Raw genomic sequence first — 16,661 nt, 5'->3', positions numbered from 1 at the left:
CTACCGACTGTCACCAGATGGCCGGCAACAACAAGGGAGGACTTATGAACACGCAACGTCTTACCGCAACGCTGTTTCACGCAATCCCTGTTTTAATCCTGGCGCTGGCCGGCGGCGCGGCCAGCGCAAGCCCGGTCTACTGGACCGACTGGACCGGCACCGATACCGACGCCGGTCCCGGATTCACCGGCCACGGCACCATCACCACCCCGAACCAGACCGTCAACGTCACTTACTCGAATCCCGCCGGCGTCGGCTTCTACCAGCCCAGCGGCGGCATCGACTACTGGACGCCGCGCACGCCGGTGAGCAACTCGCCTTACACCAGCAGCCAGGTCGACAACCCGCCCAGCGGCACCGACATCATCGCCCTGCGCTACGCGGGCCAGCAGACGCTCACGTTCTCGCAGACGGTCGTCAATCCGGTATTCGCCTTCGTCAGCCTGAACGGCAACGGCTATGCCTTCCTGAACCAGGACTTCGACATCCTCAGTTTCGGCGGCGGCCCCGGCACCGCCGCGCCTGGCGACAACAGCTGCGGCTACTGGGGTTGCGGCAGCGTGTCCAAGCAGGTGGTGGATCTCGGCAACGGCAACACCGAATACCGGCTGATCGGCACCGGCGAGCCGCATGGCGCGATCCGCTTCACAGGCGAATTCGACTCGCTGACCTGGCGCAGCCTGACCAGCGAGTACTGGAACGGCTTTTCCGTCGGCATCCAGGGCACGGCAGGCGACGGCAACCCGCCGCCGATCGGCGTGCCGCTGCCGGCCACCTGGCTGCTGATGGCCGCCGGCGGCGCGGGACTGCTGGCGTCCCGGCGCGGCCGCAAGATGGGCTCGTAAAGCGGCTCCCGCCTTTCGAATAGTTCCAAAAAAAAACGCCATCTTCGGGTGGCGTTTTGTTTTTGCGCTTGTGAAGACGCAGAGTTCGTTTCCTTTCCGAAGGTAGATTAAGCACCTGTCCACAACGGGAGGCAGCGGCCATGTCTGGAAAAACGCAGGCAGCAGTAGCGTCGGCTGGTGCTAACGACAGCGCAACCATGAGCGCCGCGGCGCGCACCAGGATGCGCAGGCGCGAACGCGACGTCTTTAACTATTACGATGGCATGGGGCCCGGCAAGGGTAATTGCACCTGGGGCCAGGCATCCTGGCGCATCGCGGGCCATGCGCCGCCAATGAAGTCGGCAAAAAGGTGAGCCCGACGGCAGTAGAAGCTGAATTCGCCAGAGGCGTTGCTGAAGCAGAGCGCGGCGTACGGCGCCATGTTCGCAAAACCGCTCTGATACAAGACCAGTTTGACGTCTTGGTCAGTCTGGCATACAACGCTGGCGTCGGGGGCTCAGGCCACGTTTTCAGGCTGATAGAAAAAGGTGAATTCTCCCTGGCGGCAGCCAGCATCAGCCGAATGACAAGCACCACGGTGAACGGGAAAAGAGTGCTCGCACATGGACTCATCGCGCGCCGGGCCGAAGAAAGCGCGCCATTCCGGTCGGTCACGATCATGGCCAAGAAGTGACGAGAGGAGTCCACAATGTTCCGACATATGCTTGTTACGATCGCAGTCGTCCTGGCAACGAACGCCACCCAGGCCGCGCAACCGAAAAATGCGGACGCCCTGGGAATATGGACGCTGACGAAAGTCCTTGATTCGGCAGAGATCACCTCGATGGACGACCAGGGGGCCGCCAGACTTTTAGGAAAAACAGTCAGCATTCAGCCCGACAAAATCGTCATGATTGGCGAAGCCTGTGACAAGGCCGACTTCGAACGTCATCGCGAACCGGCTGCGAAATACATACGTGAAAACTACCATGCGCCTGTCGGCCGCTTGGGATTGGCTGCACCGAAGCGCTCCTGAAGGGCAAGAACCGCATCGTGGTCTCCTGGGACGGCTTTTTCCACGAGGCCGGCAGCTACCCAAAAAAGTAGCGCCAACAAAACGCCGCCCTAGCCTTCATACACCAGGATCGCGGCGGCCAGGTCTTCCAGCGCGGTGCCGACCGACTTGAAGACCGTCCGCACCTGCGTCCCTTCCGGTCCGCCGGCCTGCGTACGGCATAGCGATTCCAGGGTGCCGGCAACATCGCCCGGAGCAAATACGCCGCGCGACATCGGCCCCAGCAGGTCGCCGGATTTCTGCAAGGCCTCCACGGTATCGACATACAGGCGGCTGCCGGAAAAGCAGGCGTCGTCCGCTTCGCGCATCGCCGGCGTGAAGCCGCCGATCAGGTCGAGATGGCTGCCGGGCGCAAGCCACTCGCCCCGGATGATGGGCGCGTTCGCCAGCGTCGCGCAGGACACGATGTCGGCCAGGCGTACGGCCTGCTCGAGGTCGGCGCTGGGCCGCACCCGCCATCCTTCCAGCTGCAATTCGCCGGCCAGGCGGCGCGCCGCCTCCGGGTTGCGGCTCCATATCGTGATGTCCTCGATCGGCAGCACGGTCCGGTATGCTTCAGGAAGCAGGCTGGCGACGCGCCCGGAACCGGCGACGACCAGGCGCCGTGCGTCGCGCCGCGCCAGGTGGCGCGACGCCAGTGCGGAGGCAGCCGCGGTGCGGCGCGAGGTGATCTCGTTGCCGTCCATCTGCGCCAGCGGTTCGCCGGTCGCCGCGCTGTAGAGGATATAGGTGGAGTACAGGCCCGGCTGGCCGCGCGCGGCATTGCCGGGGAAGATGTTGACGGTCTTGATGCCCATGTAATCGCCGTGCCACGCCGGCATGATGAGGACGGTGCCTTCTGCGCCCTTGCCGTCGCCGACCGTATGCACATGCCGCGGCGGCACCCGGCATCCGCTCGCGAACATGCGCGCGATCGCCTCGATCAGGGCGTCAAACGGCAGTGCCCGCCGGGTGGCGGCTTGGTCGATGATCTTCATGGCGCATTCGCTTTGCTGCAGGCTTGCCTGATGGCGAGACTAACACGAATCGATATCGCCTTGCGGCCCGAGCCAGCGCCCTGCTCCAGTTGTTGCGCTGAGAAAAGGTCTACAGCAACATGCCAAAGCCCTCACACCGCGCCAAAATTCGGAGTAGGATGAAATCAGCAAGCGCCGTGCACGCGCTGCCCCAGGCTGTCCGGCCCTCTCGACACGGCGCGAGCGCTATGGGGGGAACATCATGCGACACACTTTGAAAGCAGTCTTCGACAACCGGAGCGATGCCCAGCATGTGCTGGAAGAATTGCTCGCCTCAGGCTACACACACGCCGACGTCGCACTCTCGGACAGCGACGACGCGACGCCGGAGGCCGACCACCACGAAGGCTTCGGCGCCTCGGTCAGGCATACCTTTGACAGGCTGTTCGGATCGAAACACCATGCCGCGCCGGCGAGCGAACCGGCGCCGTCCGCCGGCGAGGCCATGCATGGACATCACGTGGTCCTGTTCACGACCGAATCCGAGCCCGAAGCCGAGCGCGCCGCCGGCATCATCGGCCGCTTCGGCCCGGCCGGCATCGAGGAACACCACGAACCGTCGGGCCAGGACAGCGCTGCCTTCATGCCCGGCGTGGCCGCGATCGGCGACTGGCCGCCCGGCACCGAGCCCGGCTCGCTGCAATACCGCACCCTCGACGACGGCTATTACTTCGGCACCCAGAACGCCGCTTCCCGGCCATCCGGCAACACCTACCAGGATTCGATGGGCGCGGCGTCGCACTGGCGCCACCCGGACGAAGAGATGGCCTATCGCTACGGCAAGAACATGGGCGCCAGCGACAGCTACCGCGACCATTCGTGGGAAGAAGCCGAACCCAGCCTGCAGAGCGCCTGGGAGCGCACGCGCGAGCACGGCGAGGCGTCGGCGTGGCACCGGATCAGGGAGGCGGTGCGCCAGGGCTGGGATCGGGTGAAGGCCCGGCAGGGCCGCTAGGCCGGCCGGGCGCGGCAGGTCTTAGTGCAGCTGCGCCATCGCGATCAGCGTCAGGGTGACGGTGATCGCGCCGCCGATGCGGGTAGCGATCTGGGCGAACGGCATCAACTGCATGCGGTTGGCCGCGGTCAGGATCGCGACGTCGCCGGTGCCGCCCTGGCCGCTGTGGCAGGCGTTGATGATCGCCGCTTCGATCGGGTACATATTCATCTTGCGGCCGACCAGGAAGCCGGTTGCCATCAGGCTGACCACCGTCGATGCGATGATGACGAGGTTCACGACGGTGAATGCGGCAACCAGCTTGTCCCACGGCGTCATCGAGGCGCCGATCGCGAACAGCAGCGGATAGGTGACGGCGGTCGAGAAGAATTTATAGACCACGTAGGAGCTTTGCTGCAGCTGCGGCGACACCGCGCGCGACAGCTTGAAGATGACGGCCACGAACAGCATGACCACCGGCGCCGGGAATTCGAACAGCTTGAAGCTGAGCACGCCGACCATGTACAGCGAAATCGAGGTGATCCCTGCGGCGGCGATATGGCCGATGTCCATGTGCAGCGGCAGGACTTCCGCCAGCGGCTTGCCGTCGTCGTGTTCGCCCGGCTGCAGGCGGCCTTCGCCGGTGAGGTGCGGACGCTTCTTGCCGATCCCGTTCAGCATGCCCGACAGCAGGATCGCGGTCAGGCTGCCCAGCATGACGGCCGGCAGCACGTGCGCGAAGATCTCGCCCTGTTCCTGGTGCAGGATGCCGGCATAGCCGATCGACAGCGGGATCGCGCCTTCGCCGACGCCGCCGGCCATGATCGGCGCGACCAGGTAGAAGAAGGTGTGGAAGGCGTCCTCGCCCAGCGCCACGCCGACCGCGGTGCCGACGATGGCGGCCACGACCGAACCAGCCGCGAGCGGCACGAAGATCTTGATGAAGCCCTTGATCAGCACCGAGCGGTCCATGCTCAGGATGCTGCCGACGATGATCGAGGAGATGAACAGGTAGAGGAAGTTGGTGGATTTGGTGAAGCTCACCACGTTCTTCAGCACCGGCTCGGGAATCAGGTGGCTGAAGGCCAGGTAGGACGGGATGAAGGTGGCGAAGATGGCGGCGGCGCCGATGTTGCGGAAGAACGGCAGGCGCTTGCCCAGTTCCGCGCACGAGAAGCCGCCGACGGTCAGGATCGCGATCGAGATGCAGATATCGTTGGGCACCTTGCCGGTCGCGACAAAGCCGCCGATCAGCGCCACCAGCAGGAGATACGTGGGCAGCGGGATGATGCCCAGGCGGATGTCCATCAGTTTCCAGAACAGATGCGGCTTGGCCTGAACAGGTGCCTGTGCCTCGGTTGGTGCTTGCGCTTGTTCGCGCGGGAGTCGGTTAGCTTGCGTCATGAATACCACCTATGATTCTGATGAATGACGCAACTCTAACCGCGGCTCCCCTTCATTTAGCTTTCAGTCTTCAAACGGATCGATCAGCTCGTCAAGCGCACCTCGATGCGTTCGATCACCCGGTGCACGTCCTCGGACGGTACCGGCGGGCTGAAGAAATAGCCCTGGCCGATGTGGCAGCCATGGGCGAGCAGCCAGTTCATCTGCTCCCTGGTTTCCACGCCTTCGGCCACGATGGTCATCTGCAGGGCGTTGCCCATGGCGACGATGGCCTGGGTCAGCTTCTCCGCATTCGGGTCCACCAGCATGCTGCGCGTGAAGGACTGGTCGATCTTCAGGCATTGCAGCGGCAGCTGGCGCAGGTAGCTCAGCGAGGAAAAGCCGGTGCCGAAATCGTCCAGGGCGGTGGAAATGCCGCTCTCGTTCAGGGCCCGCAGCACGCTCTGGGTCTCGTCGAGCTGGCGCATGAAGCTCGATTCGGTCACCTCGATTTCCAGGGCGTCCGGCGGCACCTGGTATTCCTCCAGCAGCTCGGTCAGGTAGGCCACCAGGTTCGGCGACAGGATGTCCGCAATCGACAGGTTGATCGCGATCGGCAGCGCCATCAGGCCGTGCGCGCGCAGGCGGGCCTGCTCGGCGATGGCGTGGCGCATGACCCAGCGGTCGATCCGGATGATCTGGTCGCTGTTCTCGGCGATCGGGATGAAGGAACAAGGACTGTTCTGGCCCCGGGTCGGATGGTTCCAGCGCACCAGCGCTTCCAGGCCCACCACCTTGCTGCTGATGAGATCCACCTTGGGCTGGAACACCAGCGACAACTGGTTGCGCTCGACCGCTTCGTCCAGGTCGCGTTCGAGCAGGTAGTAGTCGCGCTGGTTCGCCGCCATCGCCAGTTCGAACACCACGCTGCGGCAGCGGCCCAGCGATTTGGCCTGGTACAGCGCGAGGTCGGCGTGGCGCAGCAGTTCGCTGACCGTGCGGCCGTGGGCGGGCGGTATCGCAATGCCGACCGAAATCCCGAGACGGAATTGCTGGCCCTTGATGTCGAACGGGGCGGCAACCGCCTGGTGCAGGCGCTCGGCAAAGGTCAGGGCGGTAGCGGCGTTCGGGTGCGGGATCTGCAGCAGCAGCATGAATTCGTCGCCGCCGAGGCGCGCCAGCAGGTCGCCCTCCCGCATCACCGCCTTCAGCCTCAGGCTCAATTGCTGGAGCACCTGGTCGCCGGTTTCGTGGCCGTAGGTGTCGTTGATCTTCTTGAAATGGTCCAGGTCCAGCAGCATCAGCGCGGTGTCGTACTGGCTGTCTTCCAGGCGCCTGGAGACCTCGTCCTCCATGGCCCGGCGGTTGTACAGCCCGGTCAGATGGTCGTGGTGGGCCCGCCAGTGCAGGGTTTCCTGCATTTTCCGGTTGACCCGCAGCTTGTTCACTTCGCTCAGGATCTGCAGCAGGCTTTGCAGCGCATCCGCCTCGGCCTGGTGCCAGGGATCCGCATGGCCGCGCACCGCCTGCTTCCATACTTCGAAGGATCGCCGCGGCTCCAGGCGGATGCGTCCATCGGGAAGCGCGACCAGGTCCTTCACGGGCTCGCCGCCCCAGTGCACCTGCTGCACCACTTCCGGCCGGGTCATGAAGCAGAAAATGATGTCGCCATCATGCCGCTGCGCCAGCAACAGGCCCGCCGCTTCCGGCAGGAACGTCAGCGCGTTTTTCCTGGACGCCAACAGGTCGTCCCACATGCGGACATACGGGCTGGGGTTGCGTATGTCGAGCCGGGCCGCGACCTCGTCGAGGACCTGGTGCGCGGCCCCCTGCCGCCTTGCCGGTCCGCCGACCCAGGCGAGCGTACCGATCTGCACGCCGAGCGTGCTGGCATTGAAAGCGGGCAGCAGCCTGGGCAGCCACAGTTCCAGCAGGTTCGGGATATCGCCATCCTGGATCAGGGCCTGGTGGAACTGGTTCAGCAAGCGGTCCAGCGCCAGGCGATGGCGCATCGCTTCCAGGTTGGACAGGGCCTCGATGCGCATGCTGGCGATTTCCGCCAGCAGCTCGGACAGCTGGCGGATACCGTCGCTGAGCTGGTCCGGCGGCGTCCTGGGACGGTGGTGGTGGCAGGCGACCAGCCCCCACAGCCTGCCATTGCACACGATCGACAGGGTCAGCGTGGCGCGCACGCCCATGTTCCGCATATAGGCCAGGTGGACTTCGGACAGGCCGCGCAGCATGCAGTGGCTTTGATCGAGCGCGCTTCCATCCGGCAGCGCCGACGGGACCAGCGCATCCATCGACGCCTCCACATCCGCCAGCACGCGCAGCCGGTTGATCAGGTAGAGCCGGCGCGCCTGGCTGGGAACATCGGAAGCGGGAAAGCGCAGTCCCAGGTATTTTTGCTGGTAAGCCCTGGCGGTGTGCTCGGCCACGACGTCGCCGCAGCCGTCGGCCATGAAACGGTAGATCATCACCCGGTCGAACTGGGTGACTTCCTGGATCACCTTCACGCATTCGTCAAGGAAGGGCCCGAGTCCCTCCACGCGGCGCAGGCGGGCAATCACTTCCCCGAACGCGGCAAGGATCTGGTGCTGGCGCCGGAACTCGTCGGTATTGGTGTTCACCGGCAGCCATTCGATCACGGCGACTGCGCCGCTGCGGTGGCCGAGGCATTCCCATTGCACGGCCAAGGGCGGGGCCGGCAAGGGACAGGTCTGTTCGAAGCGGGGGCGCCAGGGCAAGGACACCGTGTGCATGGTGGGCAAGGATTCGAGATCGAGCGGGATCGCGGGATCTTCCACGGCAGCGGCCCATTCGGACAGCGGCCGGGAGAGCAGCGCGGCGACGTTCTCGAGCCCCGGCCAATGGCGCAGGATGCCCTCGGACACCTGCACGATACGCCCGCTCGCCAGGTCGACGGCCAGCAGGAAACCGTAGGCCTGCACGGTGCCCAGCAGATGGATCGGCTCCTGCGCACAGGTTTGCTCCAGTTCCGCCGGAATGGTGTCGTCGAGCGCCCCCGCACTCATGCTTGCCCCTCCCACATCCGAGCCGATAGATTTCAGACCTCTGGCATGGCCTTTGGTTCCAGCCCCGCGCCAAGGCCTATCGACTCAAGACAAGCTCTTTTACGTTTTCATCCGGCAAGGCGATGCGCAGACGGCGGGTTGCGGCGTCGAAGCGGACCTCTTGCGCGGGCTTGCCGTCGATGCGCACGCCAGCGGGCGCCAGCGCCAGGCCGATGAACTCGACCGCGCCCACGCGCTGATAGCCGTGGTTCGGCGGGATCTCCAGCCGCAGCCCCTGTCCGTCCGCGCGCACCTCGATCCTGCGGAAAGCGCCCTCGCGGTAGCCATAGCCGTCGCCGGCATCCTGGAAGACGTGGCTTGCGCCCTGCCCGCCCAGCGCCACGACCAGCGTCAGCGGCGCGTCCTTCAGCTCGCCCGTGTGCTGCACCACCGGCGCCGCCGGCACGCCGGCGCCGGCGCGGATGAACAGCGGCAGGCGCTCCAGCGGCGCGGCGACCATGGCCGAGCTGCCGCCTTCGTGGCGGCTGCCATCCCACCAGTCGATCCAGGCATCGCCCTTCGGAAAATAGACTTCCCGGCTGCGCTGGGCCTCGTGCAGGACCGGCGCCGCCAGCAGGTCGCCGCCCAGCAGGAACTGGTCGTCGACCAGGCTGGCGCGGGTGTCGCCGGGATAGGCGAACCACAGGGGACGCATCGGCGGCAGCCCCGACTGCTCGCTGTCCGCGAACAGCGTGTACAGGTAGGGAAGCAGGCGGTAGCGCAGCTCGATGGTGGCGCGGTTGATGCGCTCGTAGTCGGCGCCGAAGGCCCAGGGCTCGCGCGCGGCGGAGACGTCGTTGGAATGGGTGCGGAAATACGGGGTCAGCGCCGCCGCCTGCAGCCAGCGCGCGTACAGCTCCGCGCTCGGGCTGCCCATGAAGCCGCCGACGTCGGCGCCCACGAAAGGCACGCCCGATACCGACAGATTGCTCAGCATCGGGATGCTCAGCGCCAGGTGGCTCCAGCTCGGCGAATTGTCGCCGGTCCAGACCGCGGCGTAGCGCTGCACGCCGGCGAAACCGGCGCGCGTCAGCACCAGCGGGCGCTTTTCCGGCCGCAGCCTGCGCAGCCCTTCGAAGCTGGCGCGCGCCATCTGCATGCCGTAGACGTTGTGGTACTGCGCATGGCTGCCGGGATGGCCGTCGCCGGCGTGGCGCACGTCGAGCGGGAAGCTGCGCTGCGGTCCCAGGCTGATCTCGGGCCGGTCGAAGCCGTCGGCCGGGAACACGCCGGGCTCGTTCATGTCGTTCCAGAAGCCGTCGACGCCGAGGTCGAGCGCATTCTTGTACAGGCCGCCGAACCAGGCGCGCGCCGCCGGCGCGGTGAAATCCGGGAAGGCGCAGACGCCGGGCCAGACCTTGGCGTGCAGCTCGCTGCCGTCGGCATTGCGCACGTAGGCGCCCTGCTCGCGGCCGCTGCGGTAGATCGGGTAGTCCTGGTCGAACTTGATGCCCGGGTCGACGATGGTCACCGCGTGGAAGCCCTCCTCGTGCAGGCGGTCCAGCATCGCTTGCGGATCGGGAAAGGTCTTCGGATTCCAGGTGAACACGCGGAAGCCGTCCATGTGGTCGATGTCGAGGTAGAGCACATCGGCCGGGATGCGGCGCCGGCGGAAGCTGCCCGCGATGTCCAGCAGCTTTTCCTGGCTCATGTAGGACCAGCGCGACTGCTGGTAGCCCAGCGCCCACAGCGGCGGCAGGGCGCCGCGTCCGGCCAGCGCCGTGTAGTCGCGCAGCACGCCGGCCGGCGTGCGTTCGGGGCCGCCGGTGAAGACGTAGTAATCCAGCTCGCCGCCGCTGGCGCCGAAGCTGTAGCGATGCGGGTCGCGCTTGCCCATGTCGAACCAGCTGCGCCAGGTATTGTTGAAGAACAGGCCGTAGCTCCTGCCTTCGTGCAGGGCGATGAAGAAGGGAATCGCCTGGTAGGAAGGATCGTGGCCGGCCGGATACGGGGCCACGTCCGCGTTCCACATCACCATGTTCTGCTGGTGGCGCGACAGCGGCAGGGTCTTTTCGCCGAAGCCGTAATACAGCTCGTAGTCGTCGCGGCGCATCGCCGTTTCGATGGCGCCGTCCTGCGGGTCGAAGGCCATCGGCCGCGCCGGATCGCCAGCGACGACCAGGCGGCCACCGGGGTCGTACACCGAGATCGCCAGCTCGGGCGCGCTGCGGATCACCACCCGCGTGCCGCTCGCGGAACGCAGTTCCCGCACCCCTCCCCTGGTCGCCAGCCTTACCCTGGCGCGCGGCGGCGCGCCTTCGATGGCATAGGAGACATCCGGTCCGAAGCGGCCGCCGGGGTTCATGCGCACCCGCACCACGTCGGGCGTGACGAAGCCGACGTGCACGCGCGCGCCGCTGGACAGGCGCAGGTCCAGGCCGTCACCGGTCGGCACGGCCTGCACCACGGCGCCGACCGTGCGCAGGGCGGCGGCGGCCGGCGTCGCCGCCAGCGCCAGCAGCCCGGCGCAGGCCAGGGCAGCCGGCAGCCGCCGCGCTGTCCTCATTGCTGTGGGCCCGCGCCGTACAGTCCCGCGAACTTCAGGCCGAAATACAGGATGAAGGCATAGCAGGCCGCCGGCATCAGGAAGGACCAGTGCAGGCCGAGGGTATCGGCCAGCATGCCCTGCACGAAGGGCACCAGGGCGCCGCCGACGATGGCCATGCACAGGACGCCCGAGGCCTGGCCGGTGAGTTTGCCGAGCCGGTACAGGGCCATGCTGAAGATCGTCGGGAACATGATCGAGTTGAACAGGCCGACCGCGATCAGCGCCCACATGGCGGCGTGGCCATGGCCGAAGATGGCCACCATGACCAGCGCGATCGACATGGCCGCATTGAAGGCCAGCGCCTTGCCCGGGCTGATGAAACGCATGACCGCAAAGCCGATGAAGCGCCCGATCATGGCGCCGCCCCAATAGTAACTGACGTAGTGGGCGGCGTCGGCGGGCGCCAGGCCGGCGATGTCCGGCTCGCCGAAGAAGTTGATCAGGAAGCTGCCGATGCTCACCTCGGCGCCGACATACAGGAAGATGCCGATGGCTCCCAGCACCAGGTGCCGATGGGCCAGCAGCGAGCCCCTGGGGACGCCGTCGATGCCGGCGGCGCTCTCGACGCCCGCGGCCTGCACCGCGCCCTCGTCCGCGTGTTCGATTTTCGGCAGGCGCGCAAAGGCGAACAGCAGGGCCAGCACCAGCAGCGCGGCGGCCAGCACCAGGTAAGGTCCCTGCACGCTGGCCGCCTGGGCCGCGCGGTCCAGCGCGTGTCCGGACAGGATCAGGATGCCGCCCAGGGCCGGCGCCACCGTGGTGCCCAGCGAGTTGAAGGCCTGGGTCAGGGTCAGCCGGCTCGACGCGTTGCGCGCGTCGCCCAGCACCGTCACGTAAGGATTGGCCGCCACCTGCAGGATGGTGATGCCGGAAGCCAGCACGAAAAAGCCGAGCAGGAACAGGCCGTAGCCGCTGTTCGAGGCCGGGTAGAACAGCGTGCAGCCGCCGGCCGCGACGACCAGGCCGGCCACCGCGCCGTTCTGGTAGCCGATCTTCCTGATCAGCATGCCTGCCGGCAGCGATACCGCGAAATAGGCGCCGAAGAAGCAGAACTGCACCAGCATGGCCTGCACGTAGCTCAGCGTGTACAGCGCCTTCAGGTGCGGGATCAGCACGTCGTTCAGCGCGGTCAGCAGGCCCCACATGAAGAACAGGGTGGTGACGATGACGAGCGGACCGGTATTCCCGGTTGCCGGCTGCGATTGCGGCCGCAGCGACGGCTGCGAGATATGTTCCATGCTGTCTCCTTATTGTAGTGCGGCCGGCAGGTCACGCGCCTGCGTGCCCCACCCGTTCTTGTCCGGCTGCGGCGCCAGGCGGTACTCCAGCTTGCCGCCGGCCTGCAGCTGCTCCCAGTCCAGCCACACGCGCGGCGCCGGCTTGCCGGCCCAGTTCACGGACTGCACGTAGCGGCGCTCGCCGACCTTCGCCTCGGGCGCCTCGATGCGCAAGGTACGGCCGTTCGTCAGGTCGATCTCGGCGCGGGCGAAACGCGGCGCATGCAGCAGGAAGCGGCCGCTGCCCGGCGTGTCCGGGTACATGCCCAGCGCGCTGAAGATGTACCAGGCCGACATGGTGCCGAGGTCGTCGTTGCCGGTCACGCCGCTGGGGCCGTTGCCGAACAGGGTCTCGGCGGCGCGCAGCACGGTGGTGGTCTTCCAGGGCTGGCCCATCAGGGTGTAGACCCAGGGCGCATGCAGGTCGGGCTCGTTGTTCGGGTTGTAGCGGAACTGGCTGTAGTAGCTGTACGGTCCGACCACCCAGGACTTGCGCACCGCCTGCGGATCGGCCTGCAGGGCGTCGTAGTCGAAGAACAGGTCCAGGCGGCGCAGCGCCTCGTCCGGACCGCCCATCGCCGCGGCCAGGCCCGGGATGTCCTGGCGCACCAGCCACTGGTATTGCCAGGCCGTGCCCTCGTGGAAGCCGCTCTCGCTGCGCGGATCGTAGGTGCCGCCGACGTCCTTGAACCAGGCACCGTCGAGCAGGCGCGGACGCGGGAAGCCGTGCAGCCCGGTCGGGGCGTCCTGCACGCCCGCATCCCAGACCTTCTTCCAGTTGAGGGCGCGCTGCGACAGCGTCAGCGCGTCGTCTTCCTGGCCGAGGGCCCAGGCCATCTTCGCCAGCGCGCTGTCGGCCAGCGCATATTCCAGGGTCGCCGAGGCGCCGTGGTGCGGATCGGTATCCATGCCCTTGGCCATGAAGGTGCGGTCGTACTGCACGAAGCCCTGGCGCAGGTAACTGGGGTTACCCGAGCGACCCTGCGGGCGGATATTGAACGGGGGTACGCCGAACGCATTCTGGCGCAGCGCCGCATAGGCTTCCTGCTCGCGGCCCTTGAGCGCGCCGAAGCGCCACAGGTCGACCAGGAAAGGCGTGACCGGGTCGCCGGTCATCACATTGGTCTCGAAGTTGGCGTAGCCCCAGCGCGGCAGCCAGCCGCCCTGCTCGCGGATCTTCAGCACCGAATTGGCGATGTCGCGCGCGCGCTGCGGGCGCAGCAGGGCCAGCAGCTGGTTCTGCGCGCGGTAGGTGTCCCACAGCGAGAAGAACTCGTAATAGGTCCAGTCCCTGGCGGTGTGGATGGCGTCGTCGTAGCCGCGGTAGCGGCCGTCGGCGTCGTTGCCGGTCAGCGGCTGCAGCAGCGCGTGGTAGAGCGCGGTATAGAACACGGTGCGGTCGTCGTTGCTGCCGCCGTCGATGCGCACGCTGCCCAGTTCGCGCTGCCACGCCGCCTGCGCCTTGGCGCGCATCGCGTCGAAGCCCAACGGCTTGCCGCCGGCCATGCCCTCGGCCTGCAGGTTGGCGCGCGCCCCCGCGGCGTCGACGTGGGAGATGGCGCTGACCGCCGTGACCGCGCGCCCGTTCTTCAGGTCGAAGCTCAGCCAGGCGCCGTGCGGGCGGCTGTCGCCCTGCTGGGTCGGGCCGCTGGCGCCCGGGAAGCCGCCGCGTTCGTCCCAGATGCCGTGCGCGGCGATGGGCTGGTCGAAGGTGATGCGGAACCAGGTGGTGTACTTGGCGCCGCCGCAGAAGCTGTTGGTGACGATCTTGCCTTCGACGCTGTGCTCGTCCAGCACCCGCAGTTCGCTGCCGACCACCGAATGGCGCTCGTTGGCCTGGCCGACATTCAGCAGCACGTGGCCGGTATTCGCGCCGGGGGCGAAGGTGTAGCGCTCGGCCGCGGCGCGGGTCAGCGCGGTGGTCTCGGCGGTGATGCCGCCATAGCTGGTGAGCTGGACCTTGTAGTAGCCGGCCTGGCCGACCTCGCCCTCGTGGCTGTATTCGGCGGCGTAGGTCTTGTGGTTGAAGCTGTCCGCCTTCCTGGTGTCGAACTCGCCGCCGGGGCCGATGGTGCCGGTCACCGGCAGTACCGACAGCTGCCCGCCCTGCTCCCAGCAGCCGGCGCCGGACAGGAAGGAGTGGCCGAAGCCGCGGATGCGCTTGTCGCTGTAGCGGTAGCCGGCGTAATGGTCGGTGATCGGGCCGACCTGGATCATGCCGAACGGGGCCGAGGCGCCGGGGAAGGTATTGCCCTCGTCCTGGGTGCCGATGAAGGTGTTGACCGGCGTGGCAGGCGCCGCGCCCTGGGGGGCACAGTCGGCAGCCAGCGGCAGCGCAAACGCCGCCAGCAGGAACAGGGTGATGCGGGTGCGGCTCGTCACGAGGTCTCTCCTTGGAGCAGTTCGAACAATCGGTGCATGGCCGCCGGCGGCGGCGGGGTCGCGCCGGCCTGCAGGCAGGCGGCGGAACCGGCCGCCAGCGCGGCGTGCAGGTGGGACAGCAAGGGCCGGCCCGGGTGGCGCGCCAGGCTGTGCAGGAGGCCCGCTACGCTGGCGTCGCCGGCGCCGACCGTGTCCACCACCTCGACCCTGGGCGCGCGGGCGTCGCAGCGCTGCGCGCCGTGGTACAGGCTGGCGCCCTCGCCGCCGCGGGTCAGCAGGCAGTACGCCGCCGGGTTGAAGGCGCGCACGCGCTGCAGCGCCTGGTCGAGTTCGAGCTTCGGGAACAGGCCGCGCAAATCGTCGTCGGAGACCTTGATCACGTCGGCCAGGCCCGCCATGCGTTCCAGCGTCGGCGTGTAGCGCTCGTCCATCAGCTTGCGGTAATTCGGGTCGTAGCTGATCGCCACGCCTTTTTCCTTGAGCTGCGCGGCCAGCGCGACCAGGGTCGCGGCCAGCGGCTCGCGCGCCAGGCTGATGCCGCCGAAGTGGGCCCAGCGCAGCGAATCCGCCCAGCCGGCGGGCAGCTGCGCCGGATCGAAGTGCAGGTCGGCGCTGTCGTCGCCGATGAAGAAGTAGCGCGGCGGCTCGCATTTCTCGACCACCGCCAGCAGCGGCGAGCGCTCGACGCGCTGCAGCAGGCGCAGGTCCAGGCCGACTTCCTCGCTGGCCGCCCACAGCGCATCGCCGAAACGGTCGCGGCTGATGGCGCCGGCGAAGGCGGTCGGCTCGCCCAGCACCGCCAGCGCGCGCGCCACGTTCCACACCGAACCGCCGACGCGGCTCACCCACCGCTCGCCGCCCTGGTCGATCATGTCGGTCAGGGCCTCGCCGGCGCACAGCATCAGCGGCGTCGTATTGGTCGTCACATCATTCATTGCCGGCCTTTCCGAGCACGGCCACGATGTCGTAGCAGGCGCCCATGGTGTGGTAATCCACCTTGCCGGCCGGGCTCTTCTCGTCGCTCAGCTTGCGGTTTTCGCGGTCGAGGATGCGGTACCAGGCGCCGTAGCGGTGATCGACGAAATGGGTCCAGCTGTATTCCCACAGGCGCTGGTACCAGTCCCAGTAGCTCGCATTGCCGGTGCGCTGCGCCAGCATGGCGGCGGCGGCAGCGCTCTCGGCCTGCACCCAGAAATACTTGTGCGCGTCGCACACGCTCAGGTCCGGGGCCAGCGAGTAGCAGACGCCGCCATGCTGCGCATCCCAGCCCTTGTCCAGCGCAACGCCGAACAGCTTCTCGGCGGTCGGCAGCAGCCAGCCCAGGTCCTGTTCCAGGACGCCTACGGCGCGCGCCTCCAGCTGCAGCAGCAGCTTGGCCCACTCCGTGAAATGGCCGGGCTGGTAGCCCCAGGGGCGGAACAGGTTTTCCGGGTCGTCGAAGTTGAAGCGCCAGTCGGGCTGCCATTGCTCGTCGTAGTGCTCCCAGATCAGGCCGCCGCAGCGCTCGGCCTGGCGCCGGGTGATGTTGGAGGCCACCGTGTAGGCGCGTTCCAGGTAACGGATCTCGCCGGTGGCCTGGTGCGCGGCCAGCAGCGCCTCGACCGAGTGCATGTTCGCGTTCTGGCCGCGGTAGCTGGAGAGCACGTCCCAGTCCTGGCTGGCCTCGTCGGCATACAGGCCGGCCTGTTCGTCCCAGAAGCGCTTTTCCATCAGTTCGAAGGTTTCGCCGATCCAGGCGCGCGCTTCGTCGATCCCCGCCATCGTGGCGTGCGCATAGGCCAGCAGCACGAAGGCTTCGCCGTAGGCGTGCTGGGTGCCGTCCTCGACCGCGCGGCCGTTCAGCATCCAGGCGTAGCCGTCGCCATCCGGCGCCCGGTGCGCCTCGCGCAGGAAGCGCAGCGCGTGCTTCGCCCCATCCAGGTAGGCCGGATCCTTGAAATGCCGGTACGCCATCGCATAGGTAAACACGAAGCGCGTGCTGCTGACCAGGTGCCGGTGCTGGGCGTCGTAGATGGCGCCGTCGTCCTTGAAGTACTGGTACAGGCCGCCGGCAGGGTCGATCGCACGCGGGTGATAGAAGCGCATGGTGTGCTGCGCATGCTCGAGCAGGACGGCCGGGCTGCGGAAGTTCGGGAAAGTGGACATGGT

At 67.3% G+C, this 16,661-nt stretch carries 13 protein-coding genes; 5 read left to right on the top strand and 8 right to left on the bottom strand.

Annotation, left to right across the window (positions count from 1 at the left end; genetic code table 11):
* The first annotated feature begins 44 nt into the window (after positions 1-44).
* The 4 genes from AM586_RS18395 (at position 45) to AM586_RS18385 (ending at position 1,860) form a co-directional block, all read left to right on the top strand.
* A complete protein-coding gene (locus tag AM586_RS18395; protein WP_047826628.1) occupies positions 45-845 on the top strand; it encodes a PEP-CTERM sorting domain-containing protein in 801 nt (266 codons plus the stop codon).
* Positions 846-985: 140 nt separating this feature from the next.
* Complete coding sequence (locus AM586_RS28200; RefSeq protein WP_162600560.1) at positions 986-1,198, top strand: hypothetical protein; 213 nt, start codon at positions 986-988, stop codon at positions 1,196-1,198.
* Positions 1,195-1,518, top strand: a complete 324-nt coding sequence (locus AM586_RS18390) for a glycoside hydrolase family protein (RefSeq protein ID WP_052234465.1) — start codon at positions 1,195-1,197, stop codon at positions 1,516-1,518. Before AM586_RS28200 ends, AM586_RS18390 begins: the two co-directional genes overlap by 4 nt.
* Before the next feature lie 15 nt (positions 1,519-1,533).
* Positions 1,534-1,860, top strand: coding sequence for a hypothetical protein (locus AM586_RS18385; protein WP_047826567.1), 327 nt, complete (start codon positions 1,534-1,536; stop codon positions 1,858-1,860).
* An 89-nt stretch (positions 1,861-1,949) separates the two neighbouring features.
* On the opposite strand, the gene AM586_RS18380 is transcribed toward AM586_RS18385, so the two are convergent.
* The gene (locus AM586_RS18380) at positions 1,950-2,876 is read right to left on the bottom strand and encodes an ornithine cyclodeaminase family protein (protein WP_047826566.1); all 927 of its coding nucleotides are present in this window, start codon (positions 2,874-2,876) and stop codon (positions 1,950-1,952) included.
* A 241-nt stretch (positions 2,877-3,117) separates the two neighbouring features.
* Here AM586_RS18380 and AM586_RS18375 point away from each other — a divergent pair, with 241 nt between their 5' ends.
* Positions 3,118-3,870: a hypothetical protein gene (locus tag AM586_RS18375; protein ID WP_156328271.1), complete on the top strand. Its 753-nt coding sequence runs from the start codon at positions 3,118-3,120 to the stop codon at positions 3,868-3,870.
* A gap of 21 nt (positions 3,871-3,891) precedes the next feature.
* On the opposite strand, the gene AM586_RS18370 is transcribed toward AM586_RS18375, so the two are convergent.
* The 7 genes from AM586_RS18370 to AM586_RS18340 form a co-directional block, all read right to left on the bottom strand.
* Positions 3,892-5,253, bottom strand: coding sequence for a 2-hydroxycarboxylate transporter family protein (locus tag AM586_RS18370; RefSeq protein ID WP_047826564.1), 1,362 nt, complete (start codon positions 5,251-5,253; stop codon positions 3,892-3,894).
* Positions 5,254-5,336: 83 nt separating this feature from the next.
* Positions 5,337-8,267 (bottom strand): EAL domain-containing protein, encoded by a 2,931-nt coding sequence (locus AM586_RS18365; protein WP_052234464.1) that lies wholly within the window; start codon positions 8,265-8,267, stop codon positions 5,337-5,339.
* Positions 8,268-8,343: 76 nt separating this feature from the next.
* A complete protein-coding gene (locus AM586_RS18360; RefSeq protein WP_060566654.1) occupies positions 8,344-10,812 on the bottom strand; it encodes a TIM-barrel domain-containing protein in 2,469 nt (822 codons plus the stop codon).
* A complete protein-coding gene (locus AM586_RS18355; protein WP_047826563.1) occupies positions 10,809-12,092 on the bottom strand; it encodes a sugar MFS transporter in 1,284 nt (427 codons plus the stop codon). Before AM586_RS18355 ends, AM586_RS18360 begins: the two co-directional genes overlap by 4 nt.
* Before the next feature lie 9 nt (positions 12,093-12,101).
* Positions 12,102-14,513, bottom strand: coding sequence for a GH92 family glycosyl hydrolase (locus tag AM586_RS18350; RefSeq protein WP_052234462.1), 2,412 nt, complete (start codon positions 14,511-14,513; stop codon positions 12,102-12,104).
* Positions 14,510-15,448: a carbohydrate kinase gene (locus AM586_RS18345; RefSeq protein ID WP_047826624.1), complete on the bottom strand. Its 939-nt coding sequence runs from the start codon at positions 15,446-15,448 to the stop codon at positions 14,510-14,512. Before AM586_RS18345 ends, AM586_RS18350 begins: the two co-directional genes overlap by 4 nt.
* Positions 15,441-16,658 carry an AGE family epimerase/isomerase gene (locus AM586_RS18340; RefSeq protein ID WP_047826562.1) on the bottom strand — a complete coding sequence of 406 codons (1,218 nt, stop codon included), beginning with the start codon at positions 16,656-16,658 and terminating at the stop codon, positions 15,441-15,443. The genes AM586_RS18345 and AM586_RS18340 overlap by 8 nt, the downstream gene beginning before the upstream one ends.
* Positions 16,659-16,661: the final 3 nt, after the last annotated feature.

Source organism: Massilia sp. WG5, from assembly GCF_001412595.2.
Lineage (GTDB): Bacteria > Pseudomonadota > Gammaproteobacteria > Burkholderiales > Burkholderiaceae_D > Telluria.
Note: the sequence above shows the minus strand (reverse complement) of the source record. Positions and strands in the feature narration are given on the sequence as shown.